The following is an 18,775-nucleotide window of genomic DNA, read 5'->3' as shown; positions in this document are numbered from 1 at the left end:
CCTTTATCTATCCTATTGGGAATCGCAGGCGAACAAGCTATATATTTATTTGTATTTTATTTATGGGTCATCTTAGGAAATGGATTTAGATTCGGTATCAATTATTTATATACATCACTTATAGTAGGGTTAGCCAGTTTTATAACAACTATTTATTTGAGCGAGTATTGGCAAAACAATCTAAATCTCTCAATTAGTTTATTACTTATAATCACATTAATCCCATTATATTCAATCTTTTTAATTAATAAACTATATTCAGCAATCAATATGGCTGAAAAAGCAAATCAGGCTAAAAGTCGATTTTTAGCTAATATGTCTCATGAATTAAGAACGCCTTTGAATGGTGTGCTAGGAATTAGTGATTTATTAAAAGAGACTAAACTTGAAGATGAACAGCGTAGTTTAGTTCATACTATGCAAAGTTCAGCCAAAATATTACTGGGTTTAATAGAAAAAGTGCTCGATATCTCTAAAATTGAGGCAGGTAAAATAATTATTTCAGAAAATACTTTTGATCTTCATTCTGTTATTAATTCAGTTATGGCGACACAAAAACTGATAGCAAAAGCAAAGTCACTAGAGATAAAGTCTTCCATCGCAAGCAATATCCCCTACATTTTAATAGGAGACCAACAATATCTCCGCCAAGTACTTGTTAACTTAATTGGTAATGCCGTCAAGTTTACCGACCAAGGAACCATCATACTAAATATTGAAACAATAACTCGCACAGAGAAATCAACCACACTCAGATTTGAAATCATTGATACTGGTGTAGGGATTGAAAAAAGTGCATTAAATACTGTTTTTAATGATTTTACCCAAGTCGGAGAAACAACAGACCGTCATATTGGTGGTTCAGGATTGGGTACGACCATTTCAAAAGAGTTGGTTGAGCTGATGGGAGGAGAAATTGGGGTTAGCAGTGAGCTAGGACAAGGCTCGACCTTCTGGTTTGAACTTCCTTTTAATCTGACTCCGAACCCTTTGAAAAAAATAAATAATAGTAACTTATTAATTTTAGGCACGCCTAAAACTCAACAAACGATCCAATTATTCTTAGATACCTGGCATATAAAAGCGACTTTTTCTCAATCAGCTGAACAAAGCCTCACACTATTATCGCAAAGCTTAATCCAAAAAAAACCTTATAAAACCATTATTATTGATAGTTTAAGCTTACCTTCAATCACATCGCTGAAACAATTTTTAGACAGTGTAAAGGCAGAAACTGATGGTACAAACTTTTCTATTATTTTACTGGCCCCGCCTTCACTCCTTTCAAGGTCAAATACAATTAAAAACAGAGTGACTAGAACAATAGTAGACCTACAGGATAATAGAGAAGTCTTTAATGCTTTATATTTTTGTTTAAATAAGAAAGCTCAAGAAGCCACTAATATTGTCTCATTTAATGAGTTTTATGCTGCACAAGAAAATGCTAAGCAATTAACCATTTTAGTCGCAGAAGACAACAAAGTTAACCAACAAGTTATTGCAGGTATTTTAAAACGTGCAGGACATACCATTATTCTTGTAGATGATGGAGAACAAGCTTTAGATGTGATTACTAAACAGTTTGATGAAATAGACTTATTTATTGTTGATAAAAATATGCCTAAATGTTCTGGTGATGAGGCGATTAAAGCACTGCAATTTATAGATACCAAGAAGCAATTACCAGTGTTCATGTTAACCGCAGATGCAACTACGGACGCTAGAAAGCTTGCGCTGAGTTTAGGCGTCAATGAGTTTTTAACAAAGCCAATAGATTCACATGACCTATTAGAAAAAATAGCCGTTGTATCTCAATCTATACGACCAAAAACTCAAGCTGCATCGTCAGTTTCTAAAATTAAAATAGATAAAGTAAAAAGTATTGAGCCATCACCAGTTATTAACCATGAAAAAGAGATTGAGAACCAGTGGTGCAATTTAGATACGCTCAACGAACTATTTGCTTTAGGCGAAGATCATCAGTTTATGAATCAACTGATTGCTGGTTTCATTAAAGATGGTAACAAACATATTAAACACCTAAAAACAGCCTGTTTTAATGATTACTTACAATTAAGGGAATCGTTACATGCCCTTAAAGGTGCTGCAACTGAGTTAGGAGCCGAGGGGTTGGCAGAAATTTGTGCAAAAGGAGAATCTTATAAACCTTACGACCTTAATAGCAATAAACTGTCAACTTTAGTTAAAGAAATAGAGCTCACCTATAATAAAACAGTAGAAGCTCTAAATGCTATTTTAATTAAAAATTCACCAGAATAAATATAACTAGTAAATTAAGCTTATTTTACGTTTTGACGCATCACTAATTTATTCATCATTCGCAAGTCTTTATCATTTATATTTAATGCTGAATCAACCCATATTTTTGTTATATCAATTAATTCTTGATATGTAATTGGATCGATAATATCTTTCACTTTTCTTATCGCTTGATAACTATTTTCCCTCTTATCTGCAGAATTAATATAACGGTAAACTTCCATCTCCCCCTCTCCTTTTTTAGCTAAAATGTCAACAATACCGAGATCAAATAACTCTTCAGCAGAATATAATTTTCCACTTAATATAATTGCTTCTGCTTTTGCTTTACCAACTTTTCGACTCAATAAAGAGTAAGCTCCCATGCCTGGAAATAAGTTAAACAAGACCTCTGGCAAGCCCATCTTTACACCTTCTTCAACAATTAATAGATTACTTGATAAAGCAGCTTCAAACCCTCCACCTAATGCATCTCCTTTTACTAAAGCAATAGTCGTTAATTCTGATTCAAGGTGGACGATATTATTGTAAAGAACATCAATACATTTAATAGCGTAATTTAATAAACTATCTTTATCACCAACTTGAATCAGTTTTTGAAATACTGCTAAATCCCCTCCTAAATTAAAAATACCTTCAATATCCGAACTAAGTATTAAATAATTGTATTTTTGTTGCAAACTAGCTTTCATTTCTAATTTAACAAAATCCTGATATTGATTTATTTCATCTAATAATTGAGCGGTAAAACAAGGACGAGGACTTGCGTGCATGTAATACCAACCTGCTTTATATTTCGCATCATAATAAACCGATAATTGAGAATATTGGTGTTGCGAAGATACCTTTTTATTAGATGTTTGTAGTTCAGTTACACGTGCTAAATTATTCATTTTTATATTTCCTTTAAAGATGTTTAATCGACCCAAACTATTATTTGAATCGCACATTTATCTGAATTGACAAATGCACTTAAAGTGTACCAATATAAAATGCGGTTAAACTGACCAATATTGACGATATATCAATTAGTTACTTTAAATTTATAGTTTACTTTTTCAACAACACTTTTTCTTAACCATCTCTTAACTCGCTATTCTTTAGCATCGTAATAATTATGCTGTTTACTTGATACAATGATTAATGAAAGCATCATAAGCACATGATAAATAGTCGTTCAATGATACGTTACTATTAATAAATGCTACTTATGTCGCTGATATGTATTTCACCGAGCTCAAAGACTTTCATAATTAATTTGCTGATACCTTTAATGCCTTATGGACCCTTTACCCATGAAAAAAACAACTAAAAATATGTTAGCTATCGTGGTCATTGCCACTATTCTAATCATCGCTAGCGCCCTGTATTTTTTTAATTCAACACCACCTGAACAAGGTTATGCTACGCAGCCCGTACAGCGAGGGAATATTGAAAATAGCGTACTGGCAATAGGTATGTTACAAGCTTCTAAATTAGTGAGCGTGGGTTCACAGGTATCGGGGCAAGTTATCAGTTTACCTGTGCCCCTTGGCGAGCATGTTAATAAAGGTGACTTAATTGCAGAAATCGATAATTTAACGCAAAAAAATGCGTTAGAAACGGCAAAGGCCTCTCTTGCCATTACCAATGCCGAATATAAAGCGAAACAAGCACAAATTACGCAAGCGCAAAAAGCCTTTAATCGTCAAAAATCGATGTTTAAAGATAATGCTAGCTCTAAAGAGGACTATGAAACTGCTGAAGCTGATTTAGCGGTTTATAAGGCAGAGCTGGATCAATTAAAAGCAGAACAAGTACAAGATAAGCTCAGCATTGCAAGTGCGGAGTTAGACCTAGGCTATACGGTAATCAAAGCGCCAATGGAAGGTGTTGTGGTTTACAACTCTGTAGAAGTAGGCCAAACCGTTAATGCTAGCCAAACGACCCCCACTTTAGTCGAATTGGCAGACCTCAGTAAAATGACCATACAAGCACAAATTTCCGAAGCAGATGTCATCAATACACGTCCAGGTCAAGCTGTCTATTTCACCATTTTAGGTCAACCAAACAAACGTTATGAAGGTATTTTACGCGCTATTGAGCCAGGCCCAACCTCAATGGATGGTGACGATAGTGACATGGAATCCAGTGATTCAGACGCCATCTATTATAATGGCCTTTTTGAAGTAGCAAATCCAGATGGTGTCTTACGTATTGGCATGACAGCACAGGTATCCATTGTATTAAATAAAGCGGACAACGTACTTTTAGTGCCTTCACAAGTAGTACAAAAGCGACCAGGTCGTCCAGTACGTTACCAAGTACCTATACTAGAAAACGATCAAGTAACCTATAAAGATGTGCAAGTAGGCATCAACAATAAGATTTATACAGAAGTAACCGAGGGTTTAGCAGAAGGCGAACAAATAGTAGTTGGCTCCGCGGCCGCGAACTCCCCATCACGCACACGTAAACCGCGTTCACCAATGGGGTTTTAAACCATGGATAATCCTCTATTAGCGATCTCTGGCGTATTCCGCTCCTTCGCAGCGGGAGATCAAAAACTAACGGTATTAAATAATGTTAATTTATCCATTAAACGTGGCGAAATGGTCGCGATTGTTGGCGCATCAGGCTCAGGTAAATCAACCTTAATGAATATATTAGGTTGTTTAGATAAACCTAGCCAAGGTAGTTACTTTATCAATGGCCAAGATACCTCTCAGATGGATGCTGACCAGTTAGCTCAACTGCGTCGTGAGCATTTTGGTTTTATTTTTCAGCGTTACCATTTATTAGGCGACCTAAACGCTATTGAAAATGCAGAAATTCCAGCTATTTATGCTGGAAAAGATAAAAGTGAACGAGACAGTCGCGCACGTGCACTTTTAACTCGTTTAGGTTTAGCTGATCGACTTGACCACAAACCGGGTGAATTAAGTGGTGGTCAGCAACAACGCGTCAGTGTTGCACGTGCGTTGATGAATGGTGGTGATGTTATTCTTGCCGATGAGCCTACGGGTGCTTTAGATAGCCAAAGCGGCGATGAAATGATGAAGTTATTACAGGAGCTGCATCATGACGGACATACCATTATCTTAGTTACACATGATATGGATGTCGCTAACTTTGCAGATCGCATCATCGAAATCAAAGATGGTGTGATCATCAGAGATGCACAAAAAGAGCAGATTAAAACAACCAATACCCTGCCTCAACTTGACGCTGACAATAACAAAAATAATACCATTAGTCGTTATGTTGAAGCCTTTAAAATGGCTTTATTAGCCATGTCATCACATCGTTTACGTACCTTTTTAACCATGCTCGGCATCATTATTGGTATCGCTTCTGTAGTCTCTGTAGTGGCTTTAGGGGAAGGATCACAACAAGCCGTATTAAAAAACATCAGTGAGATGGGCACCAATACTATTGATGTGCGTCCCGGATCAGGCTTTGGTGATCGACGCTCAAACCTAGTACGTACGCTAACTTCATTGGATAGCGATGCACTCAAAAATTTAACCTACGTAGATAGTGTCACTCCATCAATCAGTAGTTCAGGCACGATCCGCTATGCAAACCAAGGTGTATCAGCCAGCTTTAATGGTGTCGGGGCAGATTATTTTCGTGTTAAAGGTTATGAAATTGCTGAAGGGCAATTCTGGGATGAAAGTAATGTAGCAAGTTTATCGCAAGATGCCGTCATTGATGATAACACTCGTAAAGCACTATTCTTAGATGAATCAGCAATTGGTGAGGTGATTTTCCTTGGCGAATTACCCGTACGTATTATTGGTGTCACGAAACCTAAAACCAGCACATTCCGGAATAGTGATGCATTAAATGTATGGATCCCATATAGCACTGTAGCCAGTCGTATGATCAATCAAAATTACCTTGATAGCATTACGGTTAGGGTTAATGAATCTGCATCAAGTAGTGCCGCTGAACAAGGGATAACCTCTCTGTTAAAAATGCGTCACGGTAGTCAAGACTTCTTTACGGTGAATACCGATTCAATTCGTCAGAGTATCGAGAAAACTACACAAACCATGACCCTATTAATTTCAGCCATTGCTGTTATTTCATTAATTGTCGGTGGTATTGGTGTCATGAATATCATGCTGGTATCGGTGACTGAGCGGACTCGTGAAATAGGCGTTAGAATGGCCGTTGGTGCGAGACAAAGTGATATTTTACGTCAGTTTTTAATTGAAGCAGTATTAGTATGTTTATGCGGTGGTGCTATTGGTATTGCCCTCGCCTACCTTATCGGCTTTATTTTTGCTTCTACAGGCGGTAATTTCCAAATGATTTATTCAACGGGCTCAATTGTTGCAGCCTTTGCCTGTTCGACCTTAATTGGTGTACTTTTTGGATTTTTACCAGCACGAAATGCAGCGCAGCTTGACCCTGTTGATGCATTAGCGAGAGAATAATTATGATAAAACCATCTTCACTATTGCGTTGCACTTATGCTTTAGCTACTACATTGTTCATTAGTAGCTGTAGTTCCACCCAGCCGAATCAGGACTACCAGCCTGCGGTAGCTATTCCAGAAAGCTGGCAAAGCTTGAGTGTAACTGAGCAAGTTCAACTTGATCCCTGGTGGGAACGTTTCAATGACCCGCAACTAAATGCCCTGATTGAGCGAGTATTAATCAGTAACAATGATTTGGCATTAGCAACGCTGACCTTACGAAGTGCCCGTTTAAAAGCAGGGTTAACAGAAGCGGAAGGTTCATTTCAACTTAGTTCAAGTACCGATGCGAGTCGTGATACGTCATTGCATAGCAGTGACAATAGCAGCAGTTACAGTACAGACCTATCGATCAGTTATGAACTGGACTTATGGGGGCGTGTCGCCTCTGAAGTTGATGCTGCAAAATGGACCAGTTTTGCTAATGCCGAAGACAGGGAAAGCACTGCACAAAGCTTAGTTGCAACGACGGCCTCCTTATATTGGCAAATTGGCTACCTCAAACAAAGCATTGACCTAAGCCAGGATAATATACAATCAGCTAAACAAAGCTTAGCGATTATTGAAAGCCAATACCGCTCAGGCGCAGTCACTCAACTGGATATTTTTGAATCGCAACGCAGTCTAGCAGAACAACAAGTCTCCTATAGTGAATTACAACAAGATCTTGTTGAAGCACAAAATGCATTGGCTATCTTATATAATCAACCACCAATGAAAATGCCCATCACCATTAACCAGTTACCTGAAGGCAATATCCCCATGATTGCAGCCGGTGTGCCCGCAGACCTTTTAATTCGTCGCCCAGATGTGAAGTCAGCGCTTTACAGTTTGAAATCTGCTTATGCGACTAAGGATGCCACTTTTGCAGGTTATCTGCCGAGTTTAACTTTATCTGGCGCGATAGGCTCATCTTCTGATCAACTCAAAGATCTATTATCCAATCCAATTGGCACATTAGGCGCGAACTTAATGTTACCTTTCCTGCAATGGAATGAGATGGAACTAAACAAAAAGCTATCACAAATTGATGTGGCATCGGCGATTGTTAGCTATCGTGATACCTTATATGGTGCATTCAGCGAAGTAGATAATGCTATTTCTGCAAGACAACAATATCAGTATCAAGGTGTAAGGTTACAAGAACAATATAATGCTGCGGCCGCGGCTGAACGTATTTATGCCAGTCAATATCGTTATGGTGCCATTGGCATTCAAGACTGGTTAGACGCACAAGATACTTTACGTGATACTGAGCAAGATATTTTAGAAAACCGCTACGATCAATTCAATATACAAGCGACCTTATATCAAGCATTAGGCGGGTCAGATATTGCACCTGAAGTCACTATTTCAGAAGACTAGTTACTATAAAACGATTGTAAAAAAGCCTCCATCATGAGTTTCATGAGGGAGGCTTTTTAGCATTGAGGATTAAGAAATTAAGCTTTTTCTAGCGGCTTAGCTTCCTCTTCAGACACTTCCTCTGTAGCTTGGTCACTTAATATATCTGATAAAGTACTTCTCGATATATGCCCTTCTACTTCGCCTTCATCATTCACAACAGCAAGTGGATGCTCGTTATCTAGCATATCTGAAATAACAGACTCTAGTAATGCATCACTTTGAACCGAAGGTACATCTTCTAATAACTCATCCGTAATTTCATTATGGTAATCACTCTTCTCAACACCTTCTAAGGTTTCTTGTGTGATCACACCTTGATAACCATCGTCACTCACTACGTAACCGTAATCGTGTTTAGATTTACGCATCTGCATCACCGCTTCACCGATATTCTCACTGGAGATACGACAAATTTGCGGTTGCATCACTGTTTCAACAGTTAATGCACGCGCTCGGTTAACATCTTTAACAAACGCTTCAACATAATCGTCTGCAGGATTGAGCAGAATATCCACCGGTGTGCCCTGTTGAATCAATAAGCCATCGCGTAGAATGGCAATTTTATCACCAATACGTAATGCTTCATCTAAATCATGGGTGATAAATACAATGGTTTTATGTAGCTTATCTTGTAATTCAATGAGCTGATCTTGCATCTCACTTCTGATCAATGGGTCTAATGCCGAGAAGGCTTCATCCATTAACAGAATATCCGCATCGGTACATAACGCACGCGCTAAGCCAACACGCTGTTGTTGACCACCTGAAAGTTGCCCAGGGTATTGGTTAGCATAACCGTCTAACCCCACAGTTTTTAACCACTCCTCACCACGCGCTTCACGTTCTTTTTTAGACACACCCTGTACCTGTAAACCATAAGCAATATTATGGAGTACAGTACGATGTGGCATTAAACCAAAGCGTTGGAATACCATGGACATTTTATTACGACGGAATTTTTGCAAGGCTTTATTATCGAGCTTCATCACATCATCACCAGACACAATGATCTCACCTGCTGTTGGGTCAATAAGACGATTAAAATGACGGATTAATGTTGATTTACCTGAGCCAGAAAGCCCCATAATCACAAATATTTCGCCAGGGTAAATATCTAAATTAATATCCGCCAAACCAACCGTATGGCCAGTTTCAGCTAAAATGGTCTCTTTAGATTTTCCTGCTTTTACTTCTTCTAACACCTTTTTGTCATTCTTACCGAAAATTTTATATAGATTCTTAATACTAATTAACGGTGCTTTTTTATCTGTTGTGCTCATCTTATTGGTCTCCAAAATTCTGTAATGTACGTTTAGCATAACTTTGGGAGATTCGATCAAAGATAATCGCTAACGCAACAATGGCAAGACCATTTAATAAACCTTGAGTAAAGTATTGATTACTAATCGCTTGTAAAACCGGTTGTCCTAAGCCTTTAACACCAATCATAGATGCAATAACCACCATCGCTAATGCCATCATGATGGTCTGATTAATACCAGCCATTATCGTGGGCATGGCTAATGGGATTTGTACACCAAATAAACGCTGTATTGGACTTGCTCCATAAGCGGTGGCGGCTTCTAATACTTCTTTATCAACTAAGCGTATCCCCAAGTTGGTTAAACGAATAACCGGTGGGATTGCATAGATAATAACAGCAATAACCCCAGGCACTTTACCGATACCTAACAACATAACAACCGGAATTAAGTATACAAAAGCAGGCATAGTTTGCATCACATCTAAAATAGGGGTGACAATAGACTGTATGCGATTAGAGCGCGCCATCGCAACACCTATCGGAACCCCAATAAATATTGCTAGCAAGGTTGAGACGATGATCATACTCATGGTACGCATGGTATCTTCCCACATGCCGAAATAACCTATGACCAAAAAGGCAACTATCACTGAGATAGTTAACTTGAAGGAACGACTAGCGGCATAAGCAAAACCAGCAACAACAGCAATCACCAACCACCAAGGGGTAGATAATAATAATTTTTCAAACCAAATGAGGGTAGCTAATAGCGGGTCGAAGAAGGATTGTATTGCATCTCCGTATTCTCGTGAAAAGTCTCGAAATAAACCGTCGAGTAGTTTTTTGAAGTCTCTTAATTCTTTACGATCAAGTTGCGGGATTTCTGAGATCCATGACTTGTCTGACATTTTCTTTTTCTCTCCTGAAAAATGTTTAACCAACCTAGGTAAATATCTAGCCAACCATGTGATGGTCATCTGACATTATAAGAAAATAAAGGTTATTTACTTACCTAGAATGATAAAAGCCTAGAAAAACTAGGCTTAATTGTGGGGGATTTATAACTCTGCTAATGCTTTTTTAATTTTTGCAGCTGTTGGTGCATCAACCCAAGTTGTCCATGTTGATTCATAGTCAGTTAAGAAGTGCTCAACGATGTAGTCACCGTCTGCTTGCTCTTCTTCTATCCAAGCTAATAAACCATTCATTTGCTCGTTAGTGTACTCACGACCTTCTAAGTATTTAACGATTTCAGGTGCGCGCTGAGCAAACTCTTCCGTCACTACTGAATCAACAGCAGATGGTGGATACATAGTCACTTTAGGAGTTAAACAGTCGATTTGAGTTGTACAATTAAGAAACTCTTGTTTATCGATGCCTGTACCGAAGTCTACTTTAACCATTTTATATTTACCTAAAACGGCGGTTGGTGCCCAGTAGTAGCCTAACCAAGCTTCTTCACGTTCGTAAGCTTTTGCAATTGAACCAGATAGACCAGCACCAGAACCTGGATCTAATAATTCAAACCCAACTGACTCTAAATCAAGCGCGGTAAACAATTGACTTGTTGAAATTTGACAGTTCCAGCCAGCAGGACATCCCATAAAGCCTGATTTATCAGGATCTTCAGGGTGCTTAAACAGCTTAGCATTGGCTTTAATACCTTCGATAGTTGCTAAAGATGGATCTTTCTCAACCATATAAGCTGGTACCCAGAAACCTTCTTCACCGCCATCGGTCAAAGTTGTACCCGCATAACGAATACGACCTTCAGCAACACCTTTATCTAATGCGTCACGCATTGAGTTACTCCAAAATTCCGGAGCAATATCAGGTTGACCTTTTTCAATCATAGCTGCACCCGTTGGCATGGTATCGCCAGGTACTAGCTCAGCATCACAACCAAAACCATGCTCGAGGATGAAACGATCAACGTTAGCAACAACAGTTGCAGAGGCCCAATTCATATCCGCAATTGTGACTTTGCCACATCCACTTGCAGCGGCTGGCAACGTAAACGAAGCACAAGCAAGTAAGATAGAAGAGGAGATGATTTTACGCATATTAATATCCTTATTAACTAATGAATTTAAAACGAATTTTTTACAAAAATCGCTTGTATCATACACTAAAATGGTGTTGATATGAAGATGAGCTTCCTGAGAAGCGACAATACGCGCCCAAACGAATGATAAATAAAGCATTATTTTTCAATAACTTTTATTTAATCGCGCCTAAATATGGCTAGAAAAGCGACCTTTCTCTCTTACTCATAAGCTCTGTTTATGGCACAATATTTTTCACTTTTTCAGTACACTTAACCGGCATTATTTATGATAAAAATTAGAAATTTAGTTCATCCAAAATTAAATATTAAACAATGGCAAATAGCACCTAATCAAAGCTGGTGTGTATTAGGTAAAAATGGTTCAGGTAAGCAATATATTAATCAACTATTTCAAGGTATTTTAGACGTACAACAAGTCGATACATTACAACTACCTAAACCTGATAAAATAGGTCTTATCTCTTTTGAACAGCAGCAAGCCACCTACGAAAATACACTGGATATTGAAGCGCCAGATTTTGTTGACCTTGAACAAGCGCCTACTAAAGCACGCGATTTTTTACCTAAAAATAAATGGCAAGATCCATTAATTACTGAATTTGGTTTAGCGCACCGCATGGACACAGGCTATTTGAAGTTAAGTACGGGGGAAAGTAGGAAGTTATTAATGCTACAGGCTATTTTCAGCGGCATTGAGTTATTAGTCTGTGACAACCCTTTTGATAGTTTAGATGTAGGCTCCTGTGAAGCGCTATCGCAAGCATTACACAAACTCAATGAAAGTGGTGTTAATGTTTTGCTGATGCTTAATAACCGTCAAGATATCCCCGTATGGTGTAACCATATCGCCTTTATTGAGCGTGGCTATTTAACGGAAATTGGCGAATTGACGGATCCGCAAACTCAACAACAACTCGATGCATTGTTAACGCCAACACCGGATCATACACAATGGCCAGAAAATCAATGTGAGTTAGCTGATTTTAAACACCCTTACCTAGTTAAATTGAATAAAGGCAAAGTGCATTACAACGACGTTAACGTATTTGAAGACCTTGATGTGACCATTAAACCACTACAACATACGTTAATTACAGGACCTAACGGCAGCGGTAAGTCTACTTTAATGCAATTAATTACCGGTGATTGCGCACAATGTTATAGCAATGACATTCAGGTATTAGGCTATCAACGTGGGTCAGGCGAAACCATTTGGCAAGTCAAAGAGAATATGGGGATTGTCAGTTCAGAGTTACACAGACAATATCGCATCAATAGTGATCTACTCAGCGTCATTTTATCGGGGTTTTATGATTCCATTGGTGTTTATCAACAACCAAGTGCAGCCCATATTGATCTTGCGGAACAATGGTTAACTAAAATTGGCATGCAAGATAAACAAAAAACACCTTTCCAAAGTTTAAGCTATGGAGAGCAACGATTAGCCTTGATTGCCAGAGCATTAGTGAAGTCCCCTTACCTGCTTATATTAGATGAGCCAACACAGGGGTTAGATGAATTAAACCGTCATCGCGTACTGAACTTCTTAGAGCATTTAGCAACTCAACAACACAGTACCATGTTACTGGTTAGCCACCGTAAAGATGAATTTTTATCCATTTTTGAGCAGCATATTACTTTATAAACACCTCTGTATATAAAACATAAAATTGATAAGTCTAGTTGTTTTAGACTTGCCAATTTTTACGCATTTTTGCAATAACAGGCTCAGGCACCTCATGGATATTAGTAAACTTTCCTGCGCAGTTAATCACTTTCAATCTTGCATTAAAGCGCGTCGCTAACTGCTCATAGAACTTCATTTCCCAACGCTTAACAAAGGTATTTGCAACGATCACATTTTGTTTGTTTTTTAAGGCCATCAAAGATTGTTGTTGGCACCAGTGATGCGCTTCCGATAACTTTTCTGGCTGAAACTGATAAACCCCACCTCGATCAATAAAGTACATATCAGCTTCAACATGCAGCGTATTCTGTTGAGCTTCTTGGAGCAGTTTTTTAGCAAGTGTACTTTTGCCACTTCCCGGTAAACCTCTGATTAAAGTAAGTGTAAGTTGAGACATGAAGACGCTTCATCATAAGAAAAGTAAATGAAAATGGTTTGATTGTGATTGGCACAAGCAGCTTATTTTAATGACAGTGTTTGAGATAAACAAGTGGCCTAACAGACAGCTCAGTTAGGTCACTTAATAAAAGGTAAGAATTTAATCAGGTTAAATTTTAAATTGCCCCACCAACTTTTCTAACTTGCCACCTTCTGACAATACATCACTGGCAATTTTTTCAGCCTCAACACTGCTCGACGTTAAGCTATTCACAATATTTTGGATTTCATAAATATTACGATTAATCTCTTCCGTTACCGAGCTTTGCTCAGTGGTAGCTGTTGCAATTTGTGTACTCATATCATTGATAGAAGTAATAGAGTTAGTCACTGATACTAGACTTTCAGAAATAGTACGAGATGAATCGACAGTGCGAGTGCTGCGCTCTTGACTTAAAGACATAGCATTAACTGATACTTTCACTAATCGATGTAACTCATCAAGCATTTCATTTATCTCTAAGGTACTTTGTTGAGTACGACTTGCTAAGCTACGTACTTCATCGGCAACCACCGCAAAACCTCGCCCTTGCTCACCTGCTCGTGCAGCTTCAATGGCCGCATTCAAGGCTAATAAGTTAGTTTGTTCAGCAATCGCGCCAATCACACTTAATACCTGATTAATTTTTTGTGACTGGTCACTTAATGCTGTCACACTACTTGCAGCGCCATTAATCTCTTCAACTAATGCAGTCACTTCCGATAACGAAGTTTCAACACACTCTTGCGCATTCATTACATCTAATGTCACTGCTTGCGTCGCTTCGGCTACTTGGTTGGTATTATTAGCCACTTCATTGGCTGTGGATGACATTTCAGTGATCGCCGATACCACTTGCTCTGTTTCATTATTATGATGCTGTAACTGTGATGCAATTTCAGAGCTTTGTGAATTCATATCACGACCGGCTTGATTAATCCCTAAGGTCGCTGTGTTAATATCGCTAATGGTATTTTGTAATTTATCTACAAATAAGTTAAACGAACGTCCTAGTTGTGCAATCTCATCTTGCCCGTTAATCTGCAGACGTAATGTTAAGTCACCTTCACCTTGCGCAATATCATTCAGGTTATCAGCCATACCTTTAATGGGTCTAACCATTCTAGAAGCAGCAAATACAACAATCACAATGGTTAATACAATTAAGGCAATCGCAATATATAAAATGAGCCATAACTTATCTTGTAATGTTGCAGTGGCAGTTTTACTGTATGTATCAATCACCGCTTGAATATCATCAATATAAGCACCGGTACCAATCATCCAATTGGTATTAGGCACCATGGCAGCAAAGCCTAGTTTTTCAAACTGCTCCTGAGATCCTGGTTTTTGAAAATAAAATGAATAAACACCATTCCCTTTTTGCGCCGCATTTAACAAACCAACAATAAGCTTGTTGCCTTTAGTATCCGTTAAATCAATCAGGTTTTTACCTTCTAACTCCGGTTTAATGGCATGGAAGATATTGACACCTTTTGTGTCGTAAATATAAAAGTAACCCGCATTACCAAAACGAAGATCACGAAGAGCAGCGTTAACATCACCTTGATTAGGTAAAGATAACTGATGCGACACAACATTTGATGCCACTTCCGTAATCTCCCTAAGTTGCTGCTCTCGTTCTTTAATCAATGCGCTACGAAACTCTGCGATGTTATCCTCTAAACCTTTCTTCTCCAGTGAAAACGAGATAAAGGATAACAAAGCTAAAATACTGATTAGCGGGATTAGTGTGAGTAAAAGTAATTTTTGAAGCATGGTTAATTTATTCATGTAGATTCCATTCCCTTACAAAGGGATAACAAAGTACCTAAAGAGGGTTATTTTTTTAGAGTATATTGGCAAATTTCAAATACGTCTCATCTTAATTACGAACTTTTTATAAAATGTCAGAAAACTGTGATGTACCGCTGTAAGTAAATAAGTTATCTCTTTAAAAACGTCACATCACTGACTTTATAATGTTAATAGGAATTCATAAGCAATAAAAAAGCCAACTATTAAAGTTGGCTATAAAGATGAATCGGTATATTACTTAGTTAATTAAACCAAGTTAGCTAATTAAGCCAAAAAACCTTGGCAGGAATAAACTGATTTCAGGAATAAAGGTAATTAATAATAAGGTGACAATCAACACCGCACAGAACGGCATAATACTTCTTATTACATTTTCAATTTTAGTGCCACTGACGCTACAGCCAACAAACAGTGCAGTTCCAACCGGTGGTGTTGCAATGCCAATACATAAATTAAAGATAATCATCATGGCAAAGTGAATCGGATCCATGCCCAGTGTGGTAGCAATTGGCATAAAGATTGGTGTGAAGATTAATACCGCCGGCGTTAAATCCATGAACATACCAATAATCAGTAAGATAATATTCATCAAAATAAAGATGATAATCGGGTTATCAGAAATCGATAACATCCAATCACTGATCATGGTTGGCAAACCAGTGAAAGCCATTGCCCAAGACATGATGGTTGAAGCACCAATCAGGAACAACATGATGCCAGTAATTTGTGTTGTCTCATTACAAATTTTCGAGAAATGCGACCACTTCAATGTTCGATAACAGAGTGACAAGCCAAAGGAATACAACACCGCAATACAAGCCCCTTCCGTTGCTGTAAAGACACCGCCGATAATACCGCCTATTACCACAAAGATAAGCCCTAAACTTGGAATCGCCTGCCAAATGATACGTAATACGTCTCTTACTGTGAAGCCATCATTGGCACTGGTTTTATAGCCCTTTTTCTTAGCAATAAAGTAAGCAACAACCATACAGCTTAATCCCATCAAGATACCCGGCACGTATCCAGCAATAAATAATGCTGCGACGGAGGTACCACCAGATACAACTGAAAAGACAATTAATGAATTACTTGGTGGAATTAATAAACCTGCAGGACATGAAGCCACATTAACAGCGGTGGCGAGATTTTTATCGTAGCCCTCTTTTTCTAATTCAGGACCTAAGGTTTTACCTACCGCAGCAGCTGCCGCGACGGCAGACCCTGAAACTGCGCCAAACATCATGTTGGCAAAAATATTTACATGTAATAAAGAACCTGGGATCCAACCTACCATAAGTTTAGCGAGATTAATTAATCGCCCGGCAATACCGCCAACATTCATAATGTTACCGGCGAGAATAAAGAAGGGAATAGCTAACAAACTAAAGCTATCGATGCCGGTAATAATTTTTTGACCTGCGGTAATACTTGCCACATCAAAAGGTAAAATAAAATACATGATAGTTAATGATGACATTGCAATTGCTACCGCAATTGGAACGCTTATCGCAATCATGAATAAAAATAGGCATAACAACCAAACACCAATGGACAAGTCCATAATAGAAATCCTTTTAAATTTTATACTGTTTTGTTTTTAAATAAATCTAGGGTATTTAAAACTAAATAAATCAAAATAATGACTGCTGAAATGGGTAATATTGAATAAACAGTAGACATCGGAAGTTGTAATGCAGGTGATAATTGCTGTGTTGTTCTTTCCATCAATGCTAAGCCACCTTTTAACATGGCTAAAGATACAAAGGAAAAGCAAATCGCATTGATCAATAATTGTAATGCTATATGTGGTTTGCCTTTGAGATAATTATCAAGCAAGGTAATAGCTAAGTGCCCTTTTGCTCCAAATAAATAACTGCCACCTAATAAACCAAGCCACACCATAATGTAACGGGAAAGCTCATCAGTCCAATTACTGGGATCGTTTAATACATAACGACTAAATACTTGCCAAGTGACCGTAACCACCAGCAGCATCAATGCAAGGGAAGAAATACCAAGAATGACTCTATCAAGCAGCTTTCTTAACGTTATTAACATGTCTATACCTCAAAAATTTTGCTCTAGCAAAGCCAGAGCAAAATGATAGTTTTACTATTACTTATTTAAAGCGCTTCAATTTTTTCAATATAACCGGCTAATTTAGGATCTTTTTTAGCTTCATCAATCATAGGTTTAACTGCTGCACGGAACGGGGCTTTATCTACTTCAACAAATGTAACACCGGCTTCAATACCTTTCGCTTTATTCATCTCATCAGTTGCATCCCAAATCTTGATTTGTTCTTCAAGAGATTCTGCAGCCGCTTCTTTTAGTATTTTTTGCTCTTCAGGTGTTAACGAGTTAAATGAGTTTTCAGAAATGATGATCACATCAGGTGTCATTAAATGTTGATCCATCGAGTAAAATTTAGCCACTTCACTATGCTTCATTTCAACTAAACTAGATATGTTGTTTTCTGCGCCATCGATTACACCTTGTTGCAGTGCTGTGTAAACCTCAGTGAATGGAACAGGTGTTGCTTTACCACCTAATAAGTTAACCATTTCGATCATAGTTGGAGAACCAGGTACACGTACTTTCATACCCGCAAGATCAGCTGGTGAGTTAATTGCTTTTTTTGCATAAAAACTACGCGTACCTGAATCATAAAAAGTTAATCCAATAAAGCCTTTGCCTTTACTTGACATCAACATCTCTTCGGCCACGTCACTTTTCATGAATTTTCTCATGTGTGGTACATCACGGAATAAGAAAGGTAATGCATTTACTTTAAACGTTGGCTCAAAAGACTCTGCTAAACCACCATTAATTTTAGCCATATCAATCGCGCCAGTGACTACCTGTTCAGCTTGATCGCGCTCTGAACCTAGCTGTGCATTCGGAAATATACGAATAGTTAACTCACCATCGGACTTCTCTTTTACTTTTTCAGCCATGATCACCATGCCTTTATGCGCTGCACTTTCTAATGACATCGCGTGACCTAGGTTTAATGTTTTTGCATAAACACTTGGCGTAAGAAGTAAGGTAGTAAGTAAAGGTAACAGTATCTTTTTCATTGTCTTCATTTCCTTATTTAAAGTAGCAATATTTTATGAGCATCATTAATGCTTCATGACAAACAACGCAGATATTACAAAGAACATTAAGTATTACAATAACAAAATATATTCCTATGACACTTGTCACTTTTACTTATTTAAAAATCAGATCTTTGTCACCACAATCTAGTTATTAGTATAAATAAAATCAAAAATGATAACTAACACACTGAATTTAAATTAAAACTATATTTTCAATAACTTAAAACAATCAAGAAAAGAGAAATACAGGGACTTGTGGAT

General features: G+C 37.9%; 14 protein-coding genes. 5 read left to right on the top strand and 9 right to left on the bottom strand.

From position 1 onward, the window contains the following. The coding region (locus DS885_RS06675; RefSeq protein ID WP_181817713.1) for a hybrid sensor histidine kinase/response regulator at positions 1–2,280 on the top strand (2,280 nt) is incomplete at its 5' end. Between the two features lie 20 nt (positions 2,281–2,300). Here the strand turns inward: DS885_RS06675 and DS885_RS06670 are convergent. After that, positions 2,301–3,173 carry a crotonase/enoyl-CoA hydratase family protein gene (locus DS885_RS06670; protein ID WP_113818658.1) on the bottom strand — a complete coding sequence of 291 codons (873 nt, stop codon included), beginning with the start codon at positions 3,171–3,173 and terminating at the stop codon, positions 2,301–2,303. A gap of 402 nt (positions 3,174–3,575) precedes the next feature. On the opposite strand from DS885_RS06670, the gene DS885_RS06665 reads away from it, so the two are divergent. From DS885_RS06665 to DS885_RS06655, 3 genes are read left to right on the top strand one after another with little or no spacing between them, the layout of a single operon-like run. Next, on the top strand, positions 3,576–4,760 hold the full coding sequence (locus DS885_RS06665; protein WP_113818657.1) for an efflux RND transporter periplasmic adaptor subunit: 1,185 nt from the start codon (positions 3,576–3,578) through the stop codon (positions 4,758–4,760). A gap of 3 nt (positions 4,761–4,763) precedes the next feature. Next, positions 4,764–6,704, top strand: coding sequence for a MacB family efflux pump subunit (locus DS885_RS06660; protein WP_113818656.1), 1,941 nt, complete (start codon positions 4,764–4,766; stop codon positions 6,702–6,704). A 2-nt stretch (positions 6,705–6,706) separates the two neighbouring features. Continuing rightward, positions 6,707–8,110 carry an efflux transporter outer membrane subunit gene (locus DS885_RS06655; protein WP_113818655.1) on the top strand — a complete coding sequence of 468 codons (1,404 nt, stop codon included), beginning with the start codon at positions 6,707–6,709 and terminating at the stop codon, positions 8,108–8,110. Between the two features lie 77 nt (positions 8,111–8,187). On the opposite strand, the gene DS885_RS06650 is transcribed toward DS885_RS06655, so the two are convergent. The 3 genes from DS885_RS06650 to DS885_RS06640 form a co-directional block, all read right to left on the bottom strand. Further along, a complete protein-coding gene (locus tag DS885_RS06650; protein ID WP_113818654.1) occupies positions 8,188–9,432 on the bottom strand; it encodes a quaternary amine ABC transporter ATP-binding protein in 1,245 nt (414 codons plus the stop codon). A 1-nt stretch (position 9,433) separates the two neighbouring features. Further along, positions 9,434–10,324 carry an ABC transporter permease gene (locus tag DS885_RS06645; RefSeq protein ID WP_113818653.1) on the bottom strand — a complete coding sequence of 297 codons (891 nt, stop codon included), beginning with the start codon at positions 10,322–10,324 and terminating at the stop codon, positions 9,434–9,436. Positions 10,325–10,474: 150 nt separating this feature from the next. After that, entirely contained in the window at positions 10,475–11,479 is a 1,005-nt protein-coding gene (locus DS885_RS06640) for an ABC transporter substrate-binding protein (protein WP_113818652.1), read from the bottom strand. 270 nt (positions 11,480–11,749) lie between these two features. On the opposite strand from DS885_RS06640, the gene DS885_RS06635 reads away from it, so the two are divergent. Beyond that, positions 11,750–13,129, top strand: a complete 1,380-nt coding sequence (locus DS885_RS06635; RefSeq protein ID WP_113818651.1) for an ATP-binding cassette domain-containing protein — start codon at positions 11,750–11,752, stop codon at positions 13,127–13,129. 43 nt (positions 13,130–13,172) lie between these two features. Here the strand turns inward: DS885_RS06635 and DS885_RS06630 are convergent, their stop codons facing one another. The 5 genes from DS885_RS06630 to DS885_RS06610 form a co-directional block, all read right to left on the bottom strand. Beyond that, positions 13,173–13,568, bottom strand: coding sequence for an ATP-binding protein (locus DS885_RS06630; protein ID WP_113818650.1), 396 nt, complete (start codon positions 13,566–13,568; stop codon positions 13,173–13,175). A gap of 150 nt (positions 13,569–13,718) precedes the next feature. Continuing rightward, positions 13,719–15,383: a methyl-accepting chemotaxis protein gene (locus DS885_RS06625; RefSeq protein WP_113818649.1), complete on the bottom strand. Its 1,665-nt coding sequence runs from the start codon at positions 15,381–15,383 to the stop codon at positions 13,719–13,721. 280 nt (positions 15,384–15,663) lie between these two features. Next, complete coding sequence (locus tag DS885_RS06620; protein ID WP_113818648.1) at positions 15,664–16,971, bottom strand: TRAP transporter large permease; 1,308 nt, start codon at positions 16,969–16,971, stop codon at positions 15,664–15,666. A 20-nt stretch (positions 16,972–16,991) separates the two neighbouring features. Then, positions 16,992–17,468 carry a TRAP transporter small permease gene (locus DS885_RS06615; RefSeq protein WP_113818647.1) on the bottom strand — a complete coding sequence of 159 codons (477 nt, stop codon included), beginning with the start codon at positions 17,466–17,468 and terminating at the stop codon, positions 16,992–16,994. A gap of 65 nt (positions 17,469–17,533) precedes the next feature. Beyond that, complete coding sequence (locus DS885_RS06610; RefSeq protein ID WP_113818646.1) at positions 17,534–18,490, bottom strand: TRAP transporter substrate-binding protein; 957 nt, start codon at positions 18,488–18,490, stop codon at positions 17,534–17,536. Positions 18,491–18,775 lie beyond the last annotated feature (285 nt).

It is taken from the genome of Psychromonas sp. B3M02, from assembly GCF_003318165.1.
Lineage (GTDB): Bacteria > Pseudomonadota > Gammaproteobacteria > Enterobacterales > Psychromonadaceae > Psychromonas.
The sequence above is the reverse complement of the archived record's forward strand: the minus strand, read 5'-3'. Positions and strand labels throughout refer to the sequence as shown.

Coding starts and splice junctions, on each gene's coding strand:
- DS885_RS06635 (WP_113818651.1), top strand. CDS start 11,750: ATGATAAAAATTAGAAATTTAGTTCATCCAAAATTAAATATTAAACAA.
- DS885_RS06630 (WP_113818650.1), bottom strand. CDS start 13,568: ATGTCTCAACTTACACTTACTTTAATCAGAGGTTTACCGGGAAGTGGC.
- DS885_RS06655 (WP_113818655.1), top strand. CDS start 6,707: ATGATAAAACCATCTTCACTATTGCGTTGCACTTATGCTTTAGCTACT.
- DS885_RS06610 (WP_113818646.1), bottom strand. CDS start 18,490: ATGAAAAAGATACTGTTACCTTTACTTACTACCTTACTTCTTACGCCA.
- DS885_RS06650 (WP_113818654.1), bottom strand. CDS start 9,432: ATGAGCACAACAGATAAAAAAGCACCGTTAATTAGTATTAAGAATCTA.
- DS885_RS06660 (WP_113818656.1), top strand. CDS start 4,764: ATGGATAATCCTCTATTAGCGATCTCTGGCGTATTCCGCTCCTTCGCA.
- DS885_RS06665 (WP_113818657.1), top strand. CDS start 3,576: ATGAAAAAAACAACTAAAAATATGTTAGCTATCGTGGTCATTGCCACT.
- DS885_RS06640 (WP_113818652.1), bottom strand. CDS start 11,479: ATGCGTAAAATCATCTCCTCTTCTATCTTACTTGCTTGTGCTTCGTTT.
- DS885_RS06670 (WP_113818658.1), bottom strand. CDS start 3,173: ATGAATAATTTAGCACGTGTAACTGAACTACAAACATCTAATAAAAAG.
- DS885_RS06625 (WP_113818649.1), bottom strand. CDS start 15,383: ATGAATAAATTAACCATGCTTCAAAAATTACTTTTACTCACACTAATC.
- DS885_RS06645 (WP_113818653.1), bottom strand. CDS start 10,324: ATGTCAGACAAGTCATGGATCTCAGAAATCCCGCAACTTGATCGTAAA.
- DS885_RS06620 (WP_113818648.1), bottom strand. CDS start 16,971: ATGGACTTGTCCATTGGTGTTTGGTTGTTATGCCTATTTTTATTCATG.
- DS885_RS06615 (WP_113818647.1), bottom strand. CDS start 17,468: ATGTTAATAACGTTAAGAAAGCTGCTTGATAGAGTCATTCTTGGTATT.